Here is a 20,963-nt window from a genome sequence, read left to right as displayed (position 1 = left end):
GTGCGCCGAAAGTAGATTGAAAAGTAGTCGATTCTAGCGCTTTAACATCGCGCGTATGTCCGCCAAGGCGGTGTTGCCGCGAACGGCCTTCACCTCGGTCGGGGTGTCGTCATTACCTTCCCAGGCCAGGTCATCCGGCGGCAGTTCATCCAGGAACCGGCTGGGGGCACAATCGATGATTTCGCCGTACTGTTTGCGCTTGGCGGCAAAGGTGAAGGCCAGGGTCTGACGCGCGCGGGTAATGCCCACGTAGGCCAGGCGGCGTTCTTCTTCGATGGTGTCGGCTTCGATGCTGGAGCGATGCGGGAGGATTTCCTCTTCCATGCCCATGATGAACACGTAGGGGAATTCCAGGCCCTTGGACGCATGCAAGGTCATCATCTGTACACCTTCGGCGCCGTCTTCCTCTTCCTGCTGGCGCTCGAGCATGTCGCGCAGCACCAGCTTGCCGATGGCGTCTTCGACGGTCATCTCGCCGTCTTCGTCTTTTTCCAGGGTGTTTTTCAGCGCTTCGATCAGGAACCAGACGTTGCTCATGCGGTAATCCGCAGCCTTGTCGCTGGAGCTGTTGGTGCGCAGCCAGTTTTCGTAGTCGATGTCCATGACCATGCTGCGCAGCGCGCTGATCGGGTCTTCGCCGGCGCACTGCTCGCGCACCTTGTCCATGAAGCGCTTGAAGCGCGACAGGCGATCGGTGAAGCGCGAGTCCAGGTGTTCGCCCAGGCCGATTTCATCGGTGGCGGCGTACATCGAGATCTTGCGTTCGGTGGCGTAGTTGCCGAGTTTTTCCAGGGTGGTCGAGCCGATTTCGCGGCGCGGCACGTTGATTACGCGCAGGAAGGCGTTGTCGTCGTCCGGGTTCACGATCAGCCGGAAGTAGGCCATCAGGTCCTTCACTTCCTGGCGTCCGAAAAAGCTGTTGCCGCCCGACAGGCGATACGGCACCTGGTGGTGCTGCAATTTCAGCTCGATCAGCTTGGCCTGGTAGTTGCCGCGATAGAGGATCGCGAAATCGCTATAGGGCCGGTCGGTGCGCAGGTGCAGGCTGAGGATCTCGACGGCCACGCGCTCGGCTTCGGCGTCTTCGTTGCGGCAGCGGATCACGCGGATTTCATCGCCGTGGCCCATCTCGCTCCACAGTTGTTTTTCAAACTCGTGGGGGTTGTTCGAGATCAGCACGTTGGCGCAGCGCAGGATGCGGCTGGTGGAGCGGTAGTTCTGCTCCAGCATCACCACTTTCAAGGACGGGTAATCGTCCTTGAGCAGCATCAGGTTTTCCGGGCGCGCGCCGCGCCAGGCGTAGATCGACTGGTCATCGTCGCCGACCACGGTGAACTGGTTGCGCTTGCCGATCAGCATTTTCACCAGCAGGTATTGGCTGGCGTTGGTGTCCTGGTATTCGTCCACCAGCAGGTAGCGCACTTTGTTCTGCCATTTTTCGAGGATGTCGGCGTGTTCCTCGAACAGCTTTACCGGTAGCAGGATCAGGTCATCGAAGTCCACTGCGTTGAACGCCTTGAGCGTGCGCTGGTAGTGGGTGTAGACGATGGCGGCAGTCTGTTCCTTGGGGTTGCGTGCGTTTTCCAGGGCCTGGGGCGGCAGGATCAGGTCGTTTTTCCAGGCGCCGATCATGTTCTTGATCTCATCCACGCCGTCGTCGCCTGCGTACTCCTTTTGCATGATGTCGGTCATCAGCGACTTCACGTCGGTCTCGTCGAAGATCGAGAAGCCCGGCTTGTAGCCCAGCCGCACATGCTCCTTGCGGATGATGTTCAGGCCCAGGTTGTGGAAGGTACACACGGTGAGGCCACGGCCTTCGCCACCCTTGAGCAGGGTGCCGACGCGCTCTTTCATTTCCCGCGCGGCCTTGTTGGTAAAGGTCATAGCGACGATGTACTGGGCGCGGATGCCGCACTGCTGGATCAGGTGCGCGATCTTGCGGGTGATCACGCTGGTCTTGCCGGAGCCTGCGCCGGCGAGCACCAATAGAGGGCCGCCGACGTAGTTCACGGCTTCTTGCTGCCGGGGATTGAGTCGGGACATACAGAATTCAGGGAGTCGTTGTTCAAAAGGGCGGGCATTTTAACAGGCTGGCAGGATTCTGCTCTGTCAGAACGACAGTGTGACGTACCGCTCGATCTAAATTTGCCGGTTTTGATACTTTGCCGCAGGATGTCGGGGTTGTTTGCGACTAATGTTTACAGTTCGCGTGTTTGATAACCCCTATCATTGGTGATTATCCGGCCGCACGTCATAATGCCCGCCGCCACGATTTTTTGCAGAGTCTAGGGAGCTAGCTTGTCTACGCCTGTCGAACCCTTGCGTTTGCTGCTGCTGGCCGATGAGCCCGCGTGGGCAGCGTTATTGCGCGAGTGCCTGGCGCCGATGGGCGATGGGGCTGTGCTGATCAGCGCACCAAACTGGGAATCCGTGAGCCGTCTGTTCGATGACGACCACAGCGCTGTGCTATTGACCACGCCCGGCCTGCAACCCGGGCCTGGCCGTTGCAGCCTGCCGTGCGTGTTGTTGCTGGAGCAGGAACCGCTGGTTTCACCGCTTGGCGTCAGCGATTGGCTGGTGCGTGATGTATTGGATGCCGATACAGTGCGCCGCTGCCTGCGCCACGTCCGCGAGCGTGGCGTGCTGGAAAATACCCTGCAGCGCCTGGCTGAGCAGGACCCGCTCACCGGCATCGCCAACCGCCAGGGCTTCCAGACCCTGTTGACCGCGCGCCTGGCCGAGAACGAAGGCCGTGGCCTGGCCCTCGGCCACCTGGACCTCGACAACTTCCGCCACGCCAACGATGCCCTCGGCCACCAGGCCGGCGACCGGTTGATCCTGCAAGTGGTGTCGCGGCTCAAGAGCCAGCTCGAGGTCGGCGACCAACTGGCGCGCCTGGGCAGCGACGAATTCGCCCTGCTGATCGATACCCGCCGGGCACCCCAGCGCGCCGAGTGGATGGCCGAGCGCATCACCGAAGTCATGGCCGAACCCTATTGGGTGGATGGCGAAAGCCTGCTGATCGGCTGCAGCCTGGGCGTGGCCCATGCCCGCGCTCGCGCCGGTGCCGACCCTTTGATGTGGCACGCTCATATCGCCATGCAGCAGGCCAAGAGCACCCAAGGCTGCACCTTTCATATCTTCAACGAACGTATCAACCGCAACGCGCGCAGCCTGGCCGACCTGGAAAGCGAGCTGCGCCGCGCCTTGCGCCGTGACGAACTGGAGCTGCATTACCAGCCACGCCTGGACCTGGACGACGGCCATATCGTCGGCCTGGAGGCCCTGGTGCGCTGGCGTCATGGCGAGCGCGGCCTGTTGCCACCAAGTGAATTCGTGCCGTTGGCCGAGCAAAGCGGCCTGATCGTGCCGCTGGGCTACTGGGTGATCTCCCGGGCCCTGCGCGACATGCAGGACCTACGCGAACGCGGCCTGCCGGCGTTGCACATGGCGGTCAACCTGTCGTTCCGCCAGTTCCAGGACAGCCAGTTGCTCTCCACACTCAGCCGGCTGATTGCCGAGCGGGGCGTGGAGGCGCAATGGCTGGAGTTCGAACTGACCGAAACCGCCGTGATGCGCCGCAGTGACCTGGTCAAGCAGACCATGGACGCCCTCGGCCGCCTGGGTGTGCGGTTTTCCCTGGATGACTTCGGTACGGGTTTCTCATCGTTCGTGCACCTCAACAGCCTGCCGATTGCCTTGTTGAAGATCGACAAGAGCTTTGTCGGTGGCATGGAGGAGCGCGAAGAAAACCGCAAGCTGGTGCATGCCATGATCAACCTGGCGCACAACCTCAACCTGGAGGTGGTGGCCGAAGGGGTGGAGACGCCTGAGCAACTGGCGCTGTTGCGTTTGTTTGGCTGTGACCAGGCCCAGGGTTACCTGATCAGCAAGCCGCTGCCGTTGCCGGAGTTGGTGGAGTACCTGACCTTCGGCAAAAGCCAGCAAGCTTTGCTCGGTTAGAAGTGTGGGAGGGGGCTTGCCCCCGATGACGGAGTGTCTGCCAGCTCATCTGTTACTGACCCATTGCTATCGGGGGCAAGCCCCCTCCCACAGTTCCTGCCGCGGCGGCTCCTGCCGAATCATCCGCTTCATCTTTGCCTCAAACGCCCAGGTCAGGCTCACCGCCGCGCACGCCAGGCCCAGCGCCAGGCCCCACCACACGCCGGTCGGTCCCCAGCCCAGGGTGAAGGCCATCAGCCAGGCCGACGGTGCGCCAATCAGCCAGTAGCAGCCCGCGCCGATCAGGAAGGTGGTCTTGGCGTCCTTGAGTCCACGAATGCAGCCCATGGCGATGGTCTGCACGCCGTCGAACAGTTCGAACCAGGCGGCGACGGCCAGCAGGCTGACGGCCAGGACGATTACGTCGTGGAACGCCGGGTCGTTGTGGTCGATGAGCAGTCCGATCAGCGGGTCGGAATAGAGCCACAGCACGGCAGCAAATCCCAGCATGATCGTCGCGCCAAAGCCGATGCCGACACGACCGGCCAGGCGCGCCTGCAGCAACTGCCCGGCGCCGTAGTGCTGGCCGATGCGCATGGTCACCGCGTAGGACATTCCCGCAGGCACCATGAACGCCACCGAGACGATCTGCAATGCGATCTGGTGCGCCGCCAACTGCGTGCTGCCCATGGTGCCCATGCACAGCGCCGCAAACGCAAACAACCCGACTTCTACTGCATAGGTACCGCCGATCGGCAGGCCCAGGCGCCATAACTCGCGCAGGTACTGGGTGTTGAGGCGCAGCAGGCCGGTACTCAGTGGGTAGGCCGCATAGGTGCGGTTGCTGCGGATGTACCACATCAGCGTCAGCGCCATGCCGTTGGCAACGATAGCTGTGACCAGGCCAATGCCCATCAGACCGAGCTTGGGCAGGCCGAACATCCCTTCGATCAGCGCGTGGTTGAGCAGGTAGTTGAGTACCGTGCCGCCAAGGCTGATCACCATCACCGGCGTCGCCTTGCCGATTGCGCTGGTGAACCCGCGCAGAGCCATGAAACTCAGGTAGCCGGGCAGGGCGAACGGCAAGATCGTCAGGAATTGCCCGGCCGAGTGCACGTTGGTCTCGGTCTGGCCAAACATCAGTAGCACTGGCTTGAGGTTCCACAGCAGCAAACCGGCCGCCAGGGCCATCAGCCACGCCAGCCACAGCCCGGCCTGGGTCAGGCGGGTGGCGCCTTCGATATCGCCCGCGCCGTGACGGATGGCCACCAGCGTGCCCACGGCGGCAATCACGCCGATGCAGAAAATCGCCACGAACGAGTAGGTCGCCGCGCCCAGGCCGCCACCGGCCAAGGCTTCGGGGCTCAGGCGCGCCATCATCAGGGTGTCGGTCAGCACCATCAGCATGTGTGCCAACTGTGAGGCAATCAACGGCCCTGACAGCCGCAGAATGGCCCAGAGTTCGGTACGTGCCGGATGTTGCATGATCATCACGCTCGTAAAGTCAGAGGGTTGTGGAAGGCTTGATTCTCGGCGCTCTCGGTTCATTACACAAAAGGATTAAAGCGATGGTGTGCATGACTTAAACTCATGTGTATTGATCTGATAGTGTTGGTGGATCGCTCTGTAGGAATTTACCGATGTCTCGACGCCTTGCTCCGCTGTATGCCTTGCGCGCATTCGAGGCCGCCTCGCGGCACAATTCCTTCACCCGGGCAGCGGAGGAGCTCTCCATCACGCAAAGTGCGGTGAGCCGGCATATCCGCACGCTGGAAGAGCATTTTGCCTGTCGCCTGTTCCAGCGCAGTGGCCGCACCTTGCAGCTCACCGAGGCGGCACGCCTGCTCTTGCCGGGCGTGCGCGAAGGTTTCGCCGCATTGGAGCGGGCCTGCCACACCCTGAACGCCGAAGACGACATCCTGCGCATGAAGGCGCCGTCGACCCTGACCATGCGCTGGCTGCTGGCGCGTCTCAGCCGCTTCCGGGCGTTGCAGCCAGGCAACGAAGTGCAACTGACCAGCGCGTGGATGAGCGTGGACGAGGTGGATTTCAACCAGGAGCCCTTCGACTGCGCGGTCTTGCTGAGCTACGGGCACTTCCCGGCGGACTGGGAGGCCAGCTACCTGTTTCCGGAGCTGCTGATCCCGGTAGGTGCGCCGAACCTGCTGGAGGACGGGCCCTGGGATGTCGCACGTCTGGCCACCGCTGAATTGCTGCACCCCACGCCCGACCGTCGCGATTGGCGCAATTGGTTGGAGCGTATGGGATTGTCATCTCAGGTGTCGCTCAAGGGTGGGCAGGTGTTCGATACCCTTGAACTGGGCATGATCGCCGCTGCGCGGGGTTACGGTGTGTCCATGGGTGACTTGCTGATGGTGGCCGAAGACGTGGCCCAGGGGCGCCTGAGCCTGCCGTGGCCAACGGCGGTGGCCAGTGGCGAAAACTACTACCTGGTATGGCCTAAAACCCGCCCCGGCGGCGAGCGTTTGCGGCGCCTGGCGGAGTTTTTGCAGGCGGAGGTCAAGGCCATGGAATTGCCCCCGGTCGAACGCCTCGAGTGAGGGGCGGCAGAGCGTTTGTGCAATCGTTTGCGTGATACCCCTGTGAATCGCTCAAGTATTGCCTCGGCCCGCCGAAGTAGGTGTGTTGGAACCATCGTGCACCAACGTTTCCCACCAGATAATTTGCCGAGCAACGCTATGAGATCAGGATGATCCTGGCCTCGGCCAGGAGCCGTCATGTCTCAACCTCGCGCCCGGATAGCCTCCCAGTTAGGCCTGGCATTAGCCGTGATTCTGGCTGTCGTCATCAGCGGCAGCACCGTGTTTGCCTTGCGTTCGCTCGACTCCGCCAACCTTGCCACCCGCGAGGAGCACCTGGCCAGCGAGGCGCGTTTGCTCGCCGACCAACTCAACACCTTCCACAGCACCTTGCGCGAAAGTACCCAGCGTTTGAGCGGGCTGTTTGAAAAACGTTTCGGCGCCGGTTTGAGTGTGCATGCGGACCAGCCTGTGACCGTGGCCGGTGTGCAGACCCCAAGCCTGTACCTGGGCAATCAGGTGTTGAACAACAACTTCAATGAAGTGGATGAGTTCAAGCAGATGTCCGGTGGCGTGGCCACGGTATTCGTGCGCAGCGGCGAGGACTTTATCCGTATCAGCACCTCGTTGACCAAGCAGGACGGCAACCGCGCCATCGGTACGGTGCTGGATCGCCAGGGCCCGGCCTACCAGCGGGTGCTCAGCGGGCAGACCTATATCGGCCGTGCGGTGCTGTTCGACCGCTCCTACATGACCCAGTACAGCCCGGTGCGCGACAGCAGTGGCCAGGTGATCGCGGTGTTGTTCATCGGGTTCGACTACACCGATGCGCAGAATGCCCAGTTCGACAACCTCAAGCGGTTCCGCATCGGCCAGACCGGCTCCCTCGCCTTGCTGGATGAGCAGAAGCGCTGGCTGGTACCGCCGGCGGGCGTGCAGGCGCTGGATCAAGCCGTACCTGTGATGCTGGACCTGGCCAAGACGCCGGGCACAGGGCGCTTCTGGGCAGATAAAAGCGAAGATTTCTACAGCGTGTCGGTGCCTTTCGAAGGCGGGCCGTGGGCCGTGGTCGCGAGCATGCCCAAGGCCGAAATCCGCTCGGTGACGTGGGACGTCGGTATCCGCCTGGTCATAGGTAGCGTGCTGGCCATGCTGCTGGCGGTCGGTGCAACGGTGTGGTTGCTGCGCAGCAAGCTGGCGCCGTTGGGCGACCTGGTGCGCCAGGCCGAAGCCTTGGGCGCGGGCGACTTGAGCGCACGCTTGAACGTGTCCAGTCATGATGAAATCGGCCAACTGGCGCGCAGTTTCAACCAGATGGGTGAAGCGCTGTCGACCATGGTCTCGCATATCCGCAAGGCGGCCGAAGAGGTCAACAGCCGTGCCCAGGCGCTGTCCGGTTTGTCCGGTGGCGCCTATGAAGGCATGGAGCAGCAGTCCGGCGAGATCACCAGCATGGCCGGCGCGGTGGAAGAATTCAGCGCCACCTCGCTGAACATCGCCGAAAACATGGGTAGCACCGAACGCCTGGCCCAGGAAAACGCCCAACAGACCCGCATCGGGCGCAACTCGATGCAAGAGGCGTCGTCATCCCTGGAACACATCGCCACTGCGCTCAACAGCACGGCCACGGTGATCAACACCCTGGGCCAACGCTCCCAAGAGATCGGTGGAATCGTCGGCGTGATCACCTCGATTGCCGAACAGACCAACCTGCTGGCGCTCAACGCCGCCATCGAGGCCGCCCGCGCCGGTGAACAAGGCCGTGGGTTTGCCGTGGTCGCCGATGAGGTACGCAACCTGGCGTCGCGTACCCGCAAGGCCACTGACGAAATCTCCGGAATGATCCAGAGCATCCAGCAGGAAACCGGCAACGCCATCAGCACCATGGAGCGCGGCAATGTGTTGATGCAGGAAGGCCTGTCGCGTAACGCTGACGTGGCGTCGGCCCTGGCGCGTATCGACGAGCAAAGCCGCTCGGCCGGTCAGCAGTTTGCCGCGATCACCACCGCCACCCAGGAACAGAGCAGCACCGCGACCTTGCTCAGCAGCAACCTGCAGAGCATCGCGCTGGCCAATAGCGAGCAGCGGGAAGTGGTGTCGAACCTGGCGATTACCGCCAAGGAACTCGAAACCCTGGCGGCGGGCTTGCGGCATGAGGTGGACCGGTTTCGTTGAGGCCTAGCGGTCGCCCAGGCCTGGGTCAACGCGCTTGCCGATGTCCTTCAGGCGCGCCAGTTGGTCGACCATGCCGGGGGCTTCGTCCATGCTGGTGACGAAGGTCCACAGGTAAGTCATGACCGCGTAGATATGGCCGGCCTTGACCGCGGGTGACAACGCCAACTGGCTGATGGCGACCACAAACAGCAAGGCGGCCAGCGTGCCGAGAAACAGGTACGCAGCCGCCTCGCGATCCGACAGCCAGATGCGCAGGCGTGAAAGGACCTGGTAATGGCGCCGCAGGGTTGGTGCGCCGACTTTTTCCACCAGGCCGATTTCTTTTTCCAGCCGGTTGTTTAGCCGTTCATGCAGCTCCTGGTTGCGTCGGGCAAAGCGTGGCAACAACGTGATGCACAGCACCAGTGCGCCCAGGCACGCCAGGCCTACCCAGGGCTCGATCACGATCAACATCACCGCCGCGCCGATAATCGACACCAGCGCCGTGGCGATGATTGGTACATGCTTTTCAAAGAAGTCGACAAACTCCCGCGCGAGCACCACCCGTGCCGCCGATTTCGACGTGCTGTGGTTCTGCAGGCGTTGATTGAGGATCACCGGCACCGCCAGATCGGCGTAAATCCGCGTGAAGGTCCGCGTATCCAGCGCCCGCCGCGCCGCGCCGACCACCCAGAATGCCAGGACCACGGCGGCGTAGAACAGCGCGTTGCCGGCGTCGCCACGGATGATCGCGTCCACCGCAAACCCGGCAAACAACGGGTAGGCCAGCAACAGGGCATTTTCCAGTGCGACCAGCGACAGCGTGGCGGACAGCTTGCCCGGATAGGCTTTGGCAATCGCCTTGAGGGTCTGGCCGGCGGATTGCTGGCCAATTTTCTTGCTTTCTTCAATCAGGATTTGAGGGGTGACGGATGTCATGGGTGCACCAAAGGGGTGGTAGACGCTATGATTGAGCGACTGCTCAAGTATCCTTGAGCGATCGCTCAAAAAGCAAGCGCCGCTTATCTGCGGCGTCGAAAGGAATTGCCCATGTCGCGTATCGACCGTAAAGACCAGATCATCGCCGCCGCCCTGGAACTGTTTCGCAGCAAGGGTTTTGCCGATGTGTCCACCCGCGACCTGGCCGAACATGCCGGACTGTCCCGCAGCCATGTCTATCACTACTTCAGCGACTGGAAGGAACTGCGCCGCGAAGCCTTCGTGCGGTTTGCCAACGAACAGTTGGACGAAGTACGCGCGCCCCTGGCAGAAGCAGCGCCCCTGGACGCCTTTGTGGGTTTTTTGCGTGACTGCCTGCCAAGCACCGCTGATGCAGGGTGGGCACTGTGGCTGGATGCCTGGGACGAAGCGATGCAGGACCCGGAAATGGCCCAGGCTTACCTGGCGATCAACGCCCAATGGCAAGGCATGCTCGCCGAGGTGATCGAGCGGGGGGTGGCTGCCAACGTCCTGCATTGTGACTCGCCACAACGCGCTGCCCGCCAGATCTTTGCCGTGGCGATGGGCTATGCCGACGACCTGATGCTCAAACCCTCAACGGAGTCGGCCGAAGCGGCGCTGGATGAGGTGATGGAAGTGGCGCGGCTGCTGTTGGACTTCCCTGAGGCACCTAACTGACGGTCGCGGGCCGATACTGCAGCGCCTCCGCCAAGTGCGGCCGGGTGATGCTATCGGCGTGTTCAAGGTCGGCCAGGGTGCGCGCCACTTTGAGCAGGCGATGGGCCGCGCGCAGGGATAGCGTCAGCCGTTCACAGGCGGTTTCCAGCCAGCCTTCATCGGTCTTCGCCAGCTTGCAGTGCTTGCGCAGCCCCGGTAGATCAAGGAACGCATTCGCACAGCCCTGGCGTTGTTGTTGGCGGTCGCGGGCCTGGGCGACCCGTGCCGAGGCTTCGGCAGTGTTATCGCCTGCCTGCTGGGTTGGATTCAATGCGGTGGTTTCTCGCGCCACAGTGAGGTGCAAGTCAATACGGTCCAACAAGGGGCCGGAGAGCTTGTTGCGATAGCGCTGAACCTGCTCCGGAGTGCAGCGACAACGCCCGCTGGGTTCGCCCATGTACCCGCAAGGGCAGGGGTTCATGGCGGCTACCAGTTGGAAGCGGGCCGGGAAGCTGACGCGATCGCGGGCGCGGGAGATGACGATGTGGCCCGATTCCAGAGGCTCGCGCAGCACCTCCAGCACCTTGCGGTCGAACTCAGGCAACTCATCGAGGAACAGCACGCCGTGATGGGCCAGGGTAATTTCCCCCGGCTGCGGTTTCGACCCGCCGCCCACCAATGCCGGAGCTGAGGCAGAGTGGTGCGGCTGGCGAAACGGTCGGTGTGGCCAGTGACTCAGCGGCGCCAGGCTGACGACCGACTGGATCGCCGCCACTTCCAGGGCTTCCTGCTCGCTCAAGGGTGGCAACAACCCCGGCAGGCGACTGGCGAGCAAGGTCTTGCCGGTGCCGGGTGGGCCGCTGAACAGCAGGTTATGCGCGCCCGCCGCCGCGATCAGCAGGGCGCGCTTGGCGGCGAGCTGGCCCTGTACTTCACTCAGGTCCGGGTATGGCTTGTTCAGGTACAGCAAGCCGTCGGATTTGTAGGGCTCTATAGGCTGATGCCCATTCAGGTGCGCCACCACCTGCAGCAAATGATCCACCGCGATCACCTTCAACCCCGAGGCCAGGCACGCTTCCTCGGCATTCGCCCGAGGCACTATCACGGTGCGCCCGGCCTTGCGTGCCGCCAATGCGGCCGGCAATACGCCTTTCACCGCTCGCACTTCGCCAGACAGCGCCAACTCTCCGAGGCATTCCACCTCATCGAGCATCAGCGACGGCACCTGCATGCTGGCCGCCAGGATGCCCAACGCTATCGCCAGGTCAAACCGCCCGCCGTCCTTGGGCAGGTCGGCGGGGGCCAGGTTGAGGGTGATGCGGCGGGCGGGGTATTGCAGGGCGGAGTTGAGAATGGCGCTGCGCACCCGGTCCTTGCTTTCCTTGACGGCTGTTTCCGGCAAGCCCACCAGCGTCAGGGACGGCAAACCATTGGCCATGTGCACTTCGACGGTGACGGCAGGGGCTTCGACGCCGATCTGGGCGCGGCTGTGGACGATGGCGAGGGACATGCTCGCTCCTTGAAGAATGGGGGCCGCTTCCTGCGGTTTTTCAAGGGTAGACGAGGTGGGGGAGAGCACGGCGGGGGAGGTTTTACAGAACGTATCCAGAGCGCTGGAAATCAACTGTAGGAGCGAGCTTGCTCGCGAAGAGCGTCAACGGTAACGCAGCGAATCTGGTTTGACGCGGCGCTTTCGGGTTCTTCGCGAGCAAGCTCGCTCCTACAAGGGAGGGGTTATTTGGTTGGTGGCGTCAACCGCGCTTCCAGCTCCGCTACTTTGGCCTCCAGGCTCTCCAACCGCGCACGCGTGCGGGCCAACACGACCATCTGGCTATCAAACTCTTCGCGGCTTACCAGGTCGAGTTTGCTGAAGCCGCTTTGTAGCAGCGCCTTGAACTGGCTTTCGATTTCATTGCGGGGCAGCGGGGTATCGCCGCTGAACAGGCGAGAGGCGTGGCCGCTCAGGGCGTCGAGGAGGTCTTTGGGCGCGAGCATGGGAAACATTCCGGAAAACTGTTGGCCGGCAGTGTATCACGCAGCGTCTATAGTCTTTTTCACGATGGCGAGCGCACGCTTTTCGCGCAGCAGGTCGGGCGGCGGCGCACTATTTTTGTGCGCAATAACCCCGCCACAAAGCCCCGCGGGTGGGTATGTGTAGGCAAAGGACTGATTTCAGTGATTTTTACGGAGCTGGCAAGGTTTCTGCTTAGACGATCATGACCCATGCACTGATGCAGTCGCTGTGACGAATGCAGTGCGCCGACGGATCAGGGGTACAGGTTTCGTCACCAGTGGTTCGCTGGCGTCGCAACGGCAAATGCCGAGGCGACGATGCGTTACAAAGCCAGGCACTGCGCTTAGACTTGAGACGGGTTTGTTTTCCTGGGGCAAGTCCACCAATTCGGGAGAGAGTTTTCATGAAGCTAGTCACTGCCATCATCAAGCCGTTCAAATTGGACGATGTACGCGAGTCGTTGTCCGAGATCGGCGTGCAGGGCATTACCGTTACTGAGGTCAAAGGCTTCGGTCGGCAGAAGGGTCACACCGAGCTGTATCGCGGCGCGGAATACGTAGTCGATTTCCTGCCGAAGGTGAAGATTGATGTCGCCATTGACGACAAGGATCTTGACCGGGTTATCGAGGCGATAACCAAGGCCGCCAACACCGGCAAGATCGGTGACGGCAAGATCTTCGTGGTCAATCTGGAACAGGCTATTCGCATCCGTACCGGCGAAACCGATACCGACGCAATCTAAGCCGCCAAACCCCAACGCCCCAGGAGAAAACAATATGACTCTGCGTAAATTCGCAGGGCTCGGAGCCCTGTTGTCCATCGTAATGCCAAGCCTGGCCATGGCGGCAGACGAAGTGGCGGCTCCAGTCCTCAATTCCGGCGACACGGCGTGGATGCTCACATCCACCGCGCTGGTGCTGTTCATGACCATTCCAGGCCTGGCGCTGTTCTACGGCGGCATGGTGCGCTCCAAAAACATTCTTTCCGTGATGATGCAGTGCTTCGCCATCACTGGCCTGATCACCATCTTGTGGTTCGTCTACGGCTACAGCATGGCGTTCGATACCACTGGTATGGAAGCAGGCGTTGTCAACTTCAACTCGTTCGTGGGCGGCTTGTCCAAGCTGTTCCTCTCGGGTGTGACTCCGGCGAGCATCACCGGCCCTGCGGCGTTGTTCCCTGAGGCGGTGTTCGTCACCTTTCAGATGACCTTTGCCATCATCACTCCGGCGCTGATCGTCGGTGCTTTCGCCGAGCGCATGAAGTTCTCCGCGATGCTGATTTTCATGGGTGTCTGGTTCACCCTGGTGTACGCACCGATTGCCCACATGGTGTGGGGCGGTCCGGGCTCTTTGCTGGGCGACTGGGGTGTACTGGACTTCGCTGGCGGCACCGTGGTGCACATCAACGCCGGTGTGGCTGGCCTGGTGGCGTGCATCGTGCTCGGCAAGCGTAAAGGCTTCCCGACCACCCCGATGGCACCGCACAATCTCGGTTACACCCTGATCGGCGCGGCCATGTTGTGGATCGGCTGGTTCGGCTTTAACGCCGGCTCGGCCGCTGCGGCCAACGGCACTGCCGGCATGGCGATGCTGGTCACCCAGATCGCTACCGCTGCTGCGGCACTGGGCTGGATGTTCGCCGAGTGGATCACCCACGGTAAGCCAAGCGCACTGGGCATCGCCTCGGGTGTGGTAGCTGGCCTGGTGGCAATCACTCCGGCTGCTGGCACCGTGGGTCCAATGGGCGCCCTGGTGATCGGCCTGGTCGCCGGCGTGATCTGCTTCTTCTGCGCCACCAGCCTCAAGCGCAAGCTGGGCTACGACGACTCCCTGGACGCATTCGGCGTGCACGGTATCGGCGGTATCGTCGGTGCGATCCTCACCGGTGTGTTCGCAGCCCCTGCACTGGGCGGCTTCGGCACGGTGACTGACGTGGCTGCACAGGTCTGGATCCAGGCCAAAGGCGTCGGCTTCACGGTGATCTACACCGCTATCGTGACCTTCATCATCCTCAAGGTGCTGGATATGGTCATGGGCCTGCGGGTGACCGAAGAGGAAGAGGCGGTCGGCCTCGACCTGGCGCAACACAACGAACGCGGCTACAACTTGTAAGTACGCGAAAAAAAGATGCCCGGCTTGCCGGGCATTTTTTTGTCTGGTGTTTGTCAGTCGTAACACGCGCTAGCGGTTTTTAAGCGGTGTTTGTGATGGGATGCACACGGCACTTTTCCGCATGCCAATGTCTTACAGGCATGTAGGCGTATTCGGCACTTTGTTTTTTCCCTGAGCGCGCTAGAATGCGCGCCGATGGGCGGAGAACTGTATGTGGCAACAGACCCTGATTACCCTGCGGGCCAAGCCCCGGGGCTTTCACCTGGTAACCGATGAGTTGCTGGCCGGCTTGCCTGAATTGAAGGCCTGCCGTGTGGGCTTGTTGCACCTGTGGCTGCAGCACACCTCGGCCTCGTTGACCGTCAACGAGAATGCCGACCCGGCGGTACGCCGTGACTTCGAACGTTATTTCAATTCGCTGGTGCCGCAAGGCCTCGCAGGGTTCGAACACAACGACGAAGGTCCGGACGACCTGCCGGCGCACTTCAAGGCCAGTCTCCTGGGCTGCCAGCTAAGTTTGCCGGTGAAGGCCGGCCGCTTGGCGATGGGGACCTGGCAAGGTGTTTATCTGGGCGAGCACCGTGATCATGGCGGTGCTCGTAAAGTCCTCGCCACCTTGCACGGTGATGGGGCATAAGCCACTGGTTAACCAGTGGATGTTGATTTTTTTCCGGCAGCCGTCGACAGAGGGTGAAGCTGGGCTATAACTAATCTGCTTTTCGCAAGTCATGAGGTAGAACATGAGCGACGATGATCTGGAAAACGACGAACTCGAAGTAGGTGACGAAGACGACACCGAAGAAGGCCTCGAAGCGGCGGCGGAAGACGTTGCCGACGACGACGGTGGCGATGATGCACCTGTCCCGGCCGCCAAAGGCAAAGCCAAGGCAGCTGTGTCGGTAGACGAATTGCCAAGCGTTGAAGCCAAGAACAAAGAGCGTGATGCCCTGGCCCGTGCGATGGAAGAATTCCTCGCTAAAGGCGGCAAAGTGCAGGAAGTCGAGGCCAACGTGGTGGCAGACCCACCGAAGAAGCCGGATAACAAGTACGGCAGCCGACCTATTTGAGGTCCGTCACCTGCTTGTAAGAAAAAGCCCGCCGTCGCTGCGGGCTTTTTCATGGTTTGAGGTCACCGGCGATAAAAAATGAGGGAGGGGGCAAGCCCCCTCCCTCATTTTGACCTGCGGTATTACTTCCAGCTGCGCAGCAGTTTCGGCAACTCTGTCAGGCTACGAATCTGCGCATCCGGTCGCTTGTCTCCCTCCCATACCTTACCCGTCGGGTTAAACCACACCGCCCGTAACCCCGCCTGCTGCGCCCCGGCAATATCATCCCCCGGGTGATCGCCAACATGCACCGCCGCACCAGCGTCTACGCCACCACGCTGCAACGCCTCCTGAAACAACCGCGCATCCGGCTTGGCGATGCCGATATCTTCGGCGCGCAGCGCAAAATGGAAGTAGTCCGCGAGGCCAACGCGCTGCACATCCGCATTACCGTTGGTGATCACACCCAGCAGGAAGTGCTGACGCAGTGCCTTGAGCATGGGCTCGGCTTCGGGAAACGGGGTGAGCTGGTGGCGCGCGTGGATGAACGCTTCGAAGCACACATCCGCCATTTCCGTGGCCTCAGGCTGTGGATAACCAGCCTCTTCAAACGCATGCATCAACACCCGGTGGCGCAGGATGCTGATGCGGTGTTTCAGCTCAGGATGGCGCTCCAGCACCTGCTGGCGAAGACTGGCGAAGTGCTCCAGCGGCAAATCGCCGACTTTGGCGGCGTTGAGCGCCAGCCATTCGCGCATCGATGCTTCGGCACTGATGATGACGGGTACGTTGTCCCAGAGCGTGTCGTCCAGGTCGAAGGTGATCAGCTTGATACTCATGAGTCGCCGTCCTTGATGCGTTTGGCCCTTGGGTGGGCGCTGTCGTACACCGTTGCCAGGTGTTGGAAATCCAGATGGGTATAGATCTGTGTGGTCTTGATATCGGAGTGGCCCAGTAGCTCTTGCACGGCGCGCAGGTCCTGGGACGATTCCAGCAGATGGCTGGCGAAAGAGTGTCGCAGCATATGTGGGTGCAGGTTCTGCCCCAGCTCTCTCTCCCCGGCGGCCTTCACCCGCACCTGAATCGCCCTTGGTCCAAGACGCCGGCCTTGCTGGCTGACGAACACCGCATCGTCCGCCGGGTTGGTCAACAGGCGCAGCGGCAACCACAGCTGCAACGCCTCCCGTGCCTTGCGGCCTACCGGCAGGACACGGGTCTTGCTGCCCTTGCCGAGCACTTGCACCAGGCCGTCTGCCAGGTCCAGTTGATCCAGGTTCAGGCCGGTCAGCTCAGAAAGGCGCAGGCCCGAGGAATAGAACAGTTCCAAAATCGCCTGGTCGCGGTGGGCCAGGAAGTCATCCTCGACCGCACCATCGAGCAGTTGCAGGGCACGGTCAGTGTCCAGGGTCTTGGGCAGGCGCCGCTCGCCCTTGGGTGGCGACAGGCCGTTGGCCGGGTCGTGGTCGCACAGGCCTTCACGGTTCAGGTAGTGATACAGCCCACGCACCGCCGAGAGCAGGCGCGACAGGCTGCGCGAGGATTGGCCGGCCTGGTGCAGGCGCGCGATCAGGCTGCGCAGGCCCTGGATATCCAGGGCCTTCCAGCTGTCGATCCGTTGTTTCTCGCAGTACGCCAGAACCTTGTTCAAGTCCCGTCGATAGGCTTCCAGGGTATGGGGCGACACCTGGCGCTCGTTGCGCAGGTGAGCGCAGTAAGCGTCCAGTTGCCGTTCCATGGCTAGCGCACCGCGCGCAGGGCGGTGGTGAACCGCGGCAGGACGCGGCCCAGGACTTCGGCGATGTAGGTCAGGAACAAGGTGCCCACGGAGCTTTTGTAGTGCTGAGGATCGCGGCTGGCGATGGCCAGTACGCCATGCAGGCCTTGATGACTGAGGGCCACGACGGCGGTGGAGCCAATCTGCTTGCGCTGTTCGGCGCCGAACAGGAAGTCCAGTTCGTGCTCGCGCAACGTGCCGCTGATGGTCTTGCCCTCGGACAGCAGGCCGCCGATTGCGGTTTGTGCGTCGCTGCCGCTGACCCATCGACCCACCGGCATCGGGTTGTCGCTGAACAGGATCAGGCTCACGAATGGCACCTGGAAGTCCTGGCGCAGGCTGTCTTCCACCGCGATCACCGTTTCTTCCAGGCTGGTGGCGTCCATCAGGGTCAGGATCAGGCGGCGGGTTTTCTCGAACAGGCGATCGTTGTCGCGGGCGACGTCCATCAGGTGCGAGAGCTTGTGGCGCATTTCGATATTGCGCTCGCGCAGGATCTTCATCTGCCGCTCCACCAGCGACACGGTATCCCCGCGCTGATGGGGGATGCGCAGTGCCGGCAGTAACTCTTCGTGCTCGACGAAGAAGTCCGGGTTAGCCTCAAGATACGCCGCAACAGTGGCGGCCTCCAGGCTGTCGCTCGGGGTAGCGGGTGCGGGTACTTGAGGCTTATCGGTCATTGGCTTGGCTCACTCATAGACGGACCTGTCCTTCGTATACGCGCGAGGCCGGCCCGGTCATCATCACCGGGTGGCCAGGGCCTGCCCACTCGATGGACAAGCGTCCACCGGGCAGGTCGATCAGCAGCGGCGAATCCATCCACCCCTGGCTGATCGCGGCCACGGCAGCGGCGCATGCACCGGTACCGCAGGCCTGGGTTTCGCCGGCGCCGCGTTCCCACACACGCAATTGCGCGCGGGAACGGTCGATCACCTGCAGGAAGCCCACGTTGACCCGCGCCGGAAAGCGCGGGTGGTGTTCGATCTTCGGCCCCAATTCATGCACGGGCGCGTTGTTGATGTCGTTGACCCGCAGCACCGCGTGGGGGTTGCCCATGGACACGGCAGCGATGTCGACGGTCTTGCCATCAACGTCCAGGGCGTAGCTGACAGCTTGCTCGGTGGCCTGGAACGGAATATCCGCCGGCACCAGGCGTGGCGCGCCCATGTTGACGCTGATCTGGCCATCACTGCGGATATCCAGCTCGATCACGCCGCTCTTGGTCTCGACGCGGATCTGTCGCTTGGCGGTCAGGCGCTTGTCCAGCACAAAGCGCGCGAAGCAGCGCGCACCGTTGCCGCACTGTTCCACTTCGGAACCGTCGGAGTTGAAGATCCGATAACGGAAATCCACCTCCGGGTTGGTTGGCGCCTCGACAATCAGCAACTGGTCGAAACCAATGCCGGTGTGACGGTCGCCCCACTGTTTAGCGTGCTTGGGCAGGATATGCGCGTGCTGGCTGACCAGGTCGAGGACCATGAAATCATTGCCCAGCCCGTGCATCTTGGTAAAACGCAGCAGCATGGCTTACTCCGGCAGCAGGCTTTCGCCAGCATACAACTCGGCTACCGTCTCGCGGCGACGCACTTCAAACGCTTGATCACCGTCCACCAGCACCTCGGCGGTACGCCCGCGGGTGTTGTAGTTGGAACTCATGACAAACCCATAGGCACCGGCCGAATGCACGGCCAGCAGATCGCCTTCTTCCAGGGCCAGCTGACGATCCTTGGCCAGGAAGTCGCCGGTCTCGCAGATCGGGCCGACGATGTCGTAGGCGCGGGCTTCGCTGGCGCGAGGCGTCACGGCGGTGACATTCATCCAGGCCTGGTACAGCGCCGGGCGGATCAGGTCGTTCATCGCCGCGTCGACGATGGCGAAGTCTTTGTGCTCGGTGTGCTTGAGGTACTCGACCTGGGTCAGCAGCACGCCCGCGTTGGCGACGATATAGCGGCCCGGTTCGAACATCAGCGTCAGGTCGCGGCCTTCGATGCGCTCGCGCACGGCCTGGATATAGTCGGCAATCAGCGGCGGCTCTTCGTCGCGATAACGCACGCCTACACCACCACCGAGGTCGATGTGGTGCAGGTAGATGCCGCATTCGCCGAGACGGTCGATCAGCGCCAGCAGGCGGTCGAGGGCATCCAGGAACGGTGGCAGGCTGGTCAGTTGCGAGCCGATATGGCAGTCGACGCCCAGCACTTCCAGGTTCGGCAGTTGGGCGGCGCGGATGTACACGTCTTCGGCGTCGGCGATGGCGATGCCGAACTTGTTCTCTTTGAGACCGGTGGAAATGTACGGGTGGGTGCCGGCGTCGACGTCCGGGTTGACGCGCAGGGAGATCGGCGCGCGAACGCCCATCTCGGCGGCCACGACCTGCAGGCGCTCGAGTTCGTCGGTGGATTCGATGTTGAAGCAATGCACGCCGACTTCCAGGGCGCGACGCATGTCTTCGCGGGTCTTGCCGACGCCGGAGAACACGATCTTGTCCGCCTTGCCGCCAGCCGCCAATACACGTTCCAACTCACCACGGGAGACGATGTCGAAACCAGCGCCCAGACGCGCCAGGACATTCAGTACACCCAGGTTGGAGTTGGCCTTGACCGCGTAGCACACCAGGTGCGGCACGCCGTCGAGCGCATCGGTGAACGAGCGGTACTGGGCTTCGATATGCGCACGGGAGTACACATAGGTCGGGGTGCCAAAGCGCTGGGCAATCGCGGACAACGCCACGCCTTCCGCGAACAGCTCGCCGTCCCGGTAGTTAAAAGCGTCCATGGAGTACCCTTATTCGTAGGTGTCGTGCTTATGCGCTTTGGATGGTTTTTGCGACGATTGCGCCTGTTCATTCGGGTCTTTGCTGTCATCGGGCAGGTACAGCGGGCCTTTTTGACCACAGGCACTAACGAGGCAAGCGACCGCGACGAGCGCAGCAAGGGAAGAGATCAGGCGCTTCATGGCGAAATCCTTGAATATGCATTAATTGCGCCCGAGTATACCGACCACCCGCCAGCTTGCCTATGCGCTGGAATACCCGTCCGGCGGGGGTTTGCCGACATGGTTATGAAGTGGACTACGCTGGCCGTGGATATTTCGTACCGCCAATCGCGATGGAATCGGTATCCTTTGCAATCGGCGGGGCTCGCCCGTATCGTGCGGCGCTTGAGCAAAACCAGACACTTTTGAGGTTGCCACAATGAGTTTGACCGAAGCCCGTTTTCACGACCTGGTGGATTCGACCCAGCAGGCGCTGGAAGATATTTTCGATGACAGCGGCCTGGACGTGGACCTGGAAAACTCGGCTGGCGTGCTGACCGTCAAGTTCGAGAGCGGTCAGCAACTGATCTTCAGCCGCCAGGAGCCTTTGCGTCAGCTGTGGCTGGCAGCACGTTCCGGTGGCGTCCACTTCGACTATGACGAAGAAAGCGGCAAATGGCAGTGCGACAAAAGTGAGGAACTGTTGGGCGAAATGCTTGCGCGCCTGGTCGAGGAATATACCGGCGAAGCGCTGGACGTCGACGAGATTTGATCGTGACCCAGCCTGCAACCGTACGTCCGCCCAAGCCACTGTTCAGTAATGTCAGCCCGGCGGTGCCGTCACCTTGTATCAGTTTGTGTCGCCTGGACGAGCAGAAAGTCTGCCTCGGCTGCTTCCGCCATGTGGAAGACATCCGTGAATGGCGCTCTGCCGATGATGCACGGCGCCGGATCATCTGCGCCGAGGCCGAGCAGCGCCGGGCCCACGCCTGAGGCTGTCTTGTTTAT

21 protein-coding genes are annotated in these 20,963 nt (G+C 61.9%); 10 read left to right on the top strand and 11 right to left on the bottom strand.

Going from position 1 to position 20,963, the window contains the following annotated elements:
* Window positions 1-33: 33 nt before the first annotated feature.
* Window positions 34-2,043, bottom strand: a complete 2,010-nt coding sequence (rep, locus tag BLR69_RS20620; protein WP_058424228.1) for a DNA helicase Rep — start codon at window positions 2,041-2,043, stop codon at window positions 34-36.
* A gap of 255 nt (window positions 2,044-2,298) precedes the next feature.
* Between rep and BLR69_RS20615 the strand changes: the two genes are divergently transcribed.
* A complete protein-coding gene (locus BLR69_RS20615) occupies window positions 2,299-3,963 on the top strand; it encodes a putative bifunctional diguanylate cyclase/phosphodiesterase (RefSeq protein WP_071494601.1) in 1,665 nt (554 codons plus the stop codon).
* 66 nt (window positions 3,964-4,029) lie between these two features.
* On the opposite strand, the gene BLR69_RS20610 is transcribed toward BLR69_RS20615, so the two are convergent.
* Window positions 4,030-5,433, bottom strand: a complete 1,404-nt coding sequence (locus BLR69_RS20610) for a NorM family multidrug efflux MATE transporter (protein ID WP_071494600.1) — start codon at window positions 5,431-5,433, stop codon at window positions 4,030-4,032.
* 149 nt (window positions 5,434-5,582) lie between these two features.
* On the opposite strand from BLR69_RS20610, the gene BLR69_RS20605 reads away from it, so the two are divergent.
* Window positions 5,583-6,503 (top strand): LysR substrate-binding domain-containing protein, encoded by a 921-nt coding sequence (locus BLR69_RS20605; RefSeq protein WP_071494599.1) that lies wholly within the window; start codon window positions 5,583-5,585, stop codon window positions 6,501-6,503.
* Between the two features lie 177 nt (window positions 6,504-6,680).
* Window positions 6,681-8,657, top strand: coding sequence for a methyl-accepting chemotaxis protein (locus BLR69_RS20600; RefSeq protein ID WP_071494598.1), 1,977 nt, complete (start codon window positions 6,681-6,683; stop codon window positions 8,655-8,657).
* 3 nt (window positions 8,658-8,660) lie between these two features.
* Here the strand turns inward: BLR69_RS20600 and BLR69_RS20595 are convergent, their stop codons facing one another.
* Window positions 8,661-9,575: an ABC transporter six-transmembrane domain-containing protein gene (locus tag BLR69_RS20595; RefSeq protein ID WP_172832135.1), complete on the bottom strand. Its 915-nt coding sequence runs from the start codon at window positions 9,573-9,575 to the stop codon at window positions 8,661-8,663.
* Between the two features lie 111 nt (window positions 9,576-9,686).
* Here BLR69_RS20595 and BLR69_RS20590 point away from each other — a divergent pair, with 111 nt between their 5' ends.
* A complete protein-coding gene (locus BLR69_RS20590; protein ID WP_071494811.1) occupies window positions 9,687-10,274 on the top strand; it encodes a TetR/AcrR family transcriptional regulator in 588 nt (195 codons plus the stop codon).
* On the opposite strand, the gene BLR69_RS20585 is transcribed toward BLR69_RS20590, so the two are convergent.
* Entirely contained in the window at window positions 10,267-11,763 is a 1,497-nt protein-coding gene (locus BLR69_RS20585) for a YifB family Mg chelatase-like AAA ATPase (protein WP_071494597.1), read from the bottom strand. The genes BLR69_RS20590 and BLR69_RS20585 overlap by 8 nt on opposite strands.
* 224 nt (window positions 11,764-11,987) lie before the next feature.
* Window positions 11,988-12,248 (bottom strand): accessory factor UbiK family protein, encoded by a 261-nt coding sequence (locus BLR69_RS20580; protein WP_071494596.1) that lies wholly within the window; start codon window positions 12,246-12,248, stop codon window positions 11,988-11,990.
* Window positions 12,249-12,670: 422 nt separating this feature from the next.
* On the opposite strand from BLR69_RS20580, the gene glnK reads away from it, so the two are divergent.
* The 4 genes from glnK (at window position 12,671) to sutA (ending at window position 15,448) form a co-directional block, all read left to right on the top strand.
* The gene (glnK, locus tag BLR69_RS20575; RefSeq protein WP_002555808.1) at window positions 12,671-13,009 is read left to right on the top strand and encodes a P-II family nitrogen regulator; all 339 of its coding nucleotides are present in this window, start codon (window positions 12,671-12,673) and stop codon (window positions 13,007-13,009) included.
* Window positions 13,010-13,043: 34 nt separating this feature from the next.
* Window positions 13,044-14,381 (top strand): ammonium transporter, encoded by a 1,338-nt coding sequence (locus BLR69_RS20570; protein ID WP_071494595.1) that lies wholly within the window; start codon window positions 13,044-13,046, stop codon window positions 14,379-14,381.
* A 211-nt stretch (window positions 14,382-14,592) separates the two neighbouring features.
* Window positions 14,593-15,018 (top strand): secondary thiamine-phosphate synthase enzyme YjbQ, encoded by a 426-nt coding sequence (locus tag BLR69_RS20565; protein WP_010567185.1) that lies wholly within the window; start codon window positions 14,593-14,595, stop codon window positions 15,016-15,018.
* Window positions 15,019-15,121: 103 nt separating this feature from the next.
* Complete coding sequence (gene sutA / locus BLR69_RS20560) at window positions 15,122-15,448, top strand: transcriptional regulator SutA (RefSeq protein ID WP_015886504.1); 327 nt, start codon at window positions 15,122-15,124, stop codon at window positions 15,446-15,448.
* A gap of 122 nt (window positions 15,449-15,570) precedes the next feature.
* Here sutA and BLR69_RS20555 read toward each other — a convergent pair whose 3' ends face one another.
* Genes BLR69_RS20555 through lptM form a run of 6 tightly spaced genes read right to left on the bottom strand, consistent with a single transcriptional unit; the run spans window position 15,571 to window position 20,156 of the window.
* Window positions 15,571-16,266: an HAD family hydrolase gene (locus BLR69_RS20555; RefSeq protein ID WP_071494594.1), complete on the bottom strand. Its 696-nt coding sequence runs from the start codon at window positions 16,264-16,266 to the stop codon at window positions 15,571-15,573.
* Window positions 16,263-17,162: a tyrosine recombinase XerC gene (xerC, locus tag BLR69_RS20550; RefSeq protein ID WP_058424219.1), complete on the bottom strand. Its 900-nt coding sequence runs from the start codon at window positions 17,160-17,162 to the stop codon at window positions 16,263-16,265. The genes BLR69_RS20555 and xerC overlap by 4 nt, the downstream gene beginning before the upstream one ends.
* A 2-nt stretch (window positions 17,163-17,164) precedes the next feature.
* The gene (locus tag BLR69_RS20545; protein WP_071494593.1) at window positions 17,165-17,881 is read right to left on the bottom strand and encodes a DUF484 family protein; all 717 of its coding nucleotides are present in this window, start codon (window positions 17,879-17,881) and stop codon (window positions 17,165-17,167) included.
* A gap of 13 nt (window positions 17,882-17,894) precedes the next feature.
* On the bottom strand, window positions 17,895-18,725 hold the full coding sequence (dapF, locus tag BLR69_RS20540; protein ID WP_071494592.1) for a diaminopimelate epimerase: 831 nt from the start codon (window positions 18,723-18,725) through the stop codon (window positions 17,895-17,897).
* Window positions 18,726-18,728: 3 nt separating this feature from the next.
* Complete coding sequence (gene lysA, locus BLR69_RS20535; RefSeq protein ID WP_071494591.1) at window positions 18,729-19,976, bottom strand: diaminopimelate decarboxylase; 1,248 nt, start codon at window positions 19,974-19,976, stop codon at window positions 18,729-18,731.
* Between the two features lie 9 nt (window positions 19,977-19,985).
* Entirely contained in the window at window positions 19,986-20,156 is a 171-nt protein-coding gene (gene lptM / locus BLR69_RS20530; protein WP_010207449.1) for an LPS translocon maturation chaperone LptM, read from the bottom strand.
* 238 nt (window positions 20,157-20,394) lie between these two features.
* Here lptM and cyaY point away from each other — a divergent pair, with 238 nt between their 5' ends.
* Both cyaY and BLR69_RS20515 read left to right on the top strand, forming a co-directional pair.
* On the top strand, window positions 20,395-20,727 hold the full coding sequence (gene cyaY / locus BLR69_RS20520; RefSeq protein WP_058424216.1) for an iron donor protein CyaY: 333 nt from the start codon (window positions 20,395-20,397) through the stop codon (window positions 20,725-20,727).
* A gap of 2 nt (window positions 20,728-20,729) precedes the next feature.
* On the top strand, window positions 20,730-20,948 hold the full coding sequence (locus tag BLR69_RS20515) for a DUF1289 domain-containing protein (protein WP_071494810.1): 219 nt from the start codon (window positions 20,730-20,732) through the stop codon (window positions 20,946-20,948).
* Window positions 20,949-20,963: the final 15 nt, after the last annotated feature.

Source organism: Pseudomonas azotoformans, assembly GCF_900103345.1.
GTDB classification, from domain to species: Bacteria; Pseudomonadota; Gammaproteobacteria; order Pseudomonadales; family Pseudomonadaceae; genus Aquipseudomonas; species Aquipseudomonas azotoformans.
This window is presented reverse-complemented; position numbering and strand designations above follow the sequence as displayed.

Bases quoted from the DNA above. Each gene is read 5' to 3' on its own strand.
- BLR69_RS20570 (WP_071494595.1), top strand. From the start codon at position 13,044: ATGACTCTGCGTAAATTCGCAGGGCTCGGAGCCCTGTTGTCCATCGTA.
- xerC (WP_058424219.1), bottom strand. From the start codon at position 17,162: ATGGAACGGCAACTGGACGCTTACTGCGCTCACCTGCGCAACGAGCGC.
- BLR69_RS20555 (WP_071494594.1), bottom strand. From the start codon at position 16,266: ATGAGTATCAAGCTGATCACCTTCGACCTGGACGACACGCTCTGGGAC.
- dapF (WP_071494592.1), bottom strand. From the start codon at position 18,725: ATGCTGCTGCGTTTTACCAAGATGCACGGGCTGGGCAATGATTTCATG.
- BLR69_RS20610 (WP_071494600.1), bottom strand. From the start codon at position 5,433: ATGATCATGCAACATCCGGCACGTACCGAACTCTGGGCCATTCTGCGG.
- lysA (WP_071494591.1), bottom strand. From the start codon at position 19,976: ATGGACGCTTTTAACTACCGGGACGGCGAGCTGTTCGCGGAAGGCGTG.
- BLR69_RS20605 (WP_071494599.1), top strand. From the start codon at position 5,583: ATGTCTCGACGCCTTGCTCCGCTGTATGCCTTGCGCGCATTCGAGGCC.
- cyaY (WP_058424216.1), top strand. From the start codon at position 20,395: ATGAGTTTGACCGAAGCCCGTTTTCACGACCTGGTGGATTCGACCCAG.
- rep (WP_058424228.1), bottom strand. From the start codon at position 2,043: ATGTCCCGACTCAATCCCCGGCAGCAAGAAGCCGTGAACTACGTCGGC.
- lptM (WP_010207449.1), bottom strand. From the start codon at position 20,156: ATGAAGCGCCTGATCTCTTCCCTTGCTGCGCTCGTCGCGGTCGCTTGC.
- BLR69_RS20580 (WP_071494596.1), bottom strand. From the start codon at position 12,248: ATGCTCGCGCCCAAAGACCTCCTCGACGCCCTGAGCGGCCACGCCTCT.
- BLR69_RS20585 (WP_071494597.1), bottom strand. From the start codon at position 11,763: ATGTCCCTCGCCATCGTCCACAGCCGCGCCCAGATCGGCGTCGAAGCC.
- BLR69_RS20590 (WP_071494811.1), top strand. From the start codon at position 9,687: ATGTCGCGTATCGACCGTAAAGACCAGATCATCGCCGCCGCCCTGGAA.
- BLR69_RS20565 (WP_010567185.1), top strand. From the start codon at position 14,593: ATGTGGCAACAGACCCTGATTACCCTGCGGGCCAAGCCCCGGGGCTTT.
- BLR69_RS20545 (WP_071494593.1), bottom strand. From the start codon at position 17,881: ATGACCGATAAGCCTCAAGTACCCGCACCCGCTACCCCGAGCGACAGC.
- BLR69_RS20595 (WP_172832135.1), bottom strand. From the start codon at position 9,575: ATGACATCCGTCACCCCTCAAATCCTGATTGAAGAAAGCAAGAAAATT.
- BLR69_RS20600 (WP_071494598.1), top strand. From the start codon at position 6,681: ATGTCTCAACCTCGCGCCCGGATAGCCTCCCAGTTAGGCCTGGCATTA.
- glnK (WP_002555808.1), top strand. From the start codon at position 12,671: ATGAAGCTAGTCACTGCCATCATCAAGCCGTTCAAATTGGACGATGTA.
- sutA (WP_015886504.1), top strand. From the start codon at position 15,122: ATGAGCGACGATGATCTGGAAAACGACGAACTCGAAGTAGGTGACGAA.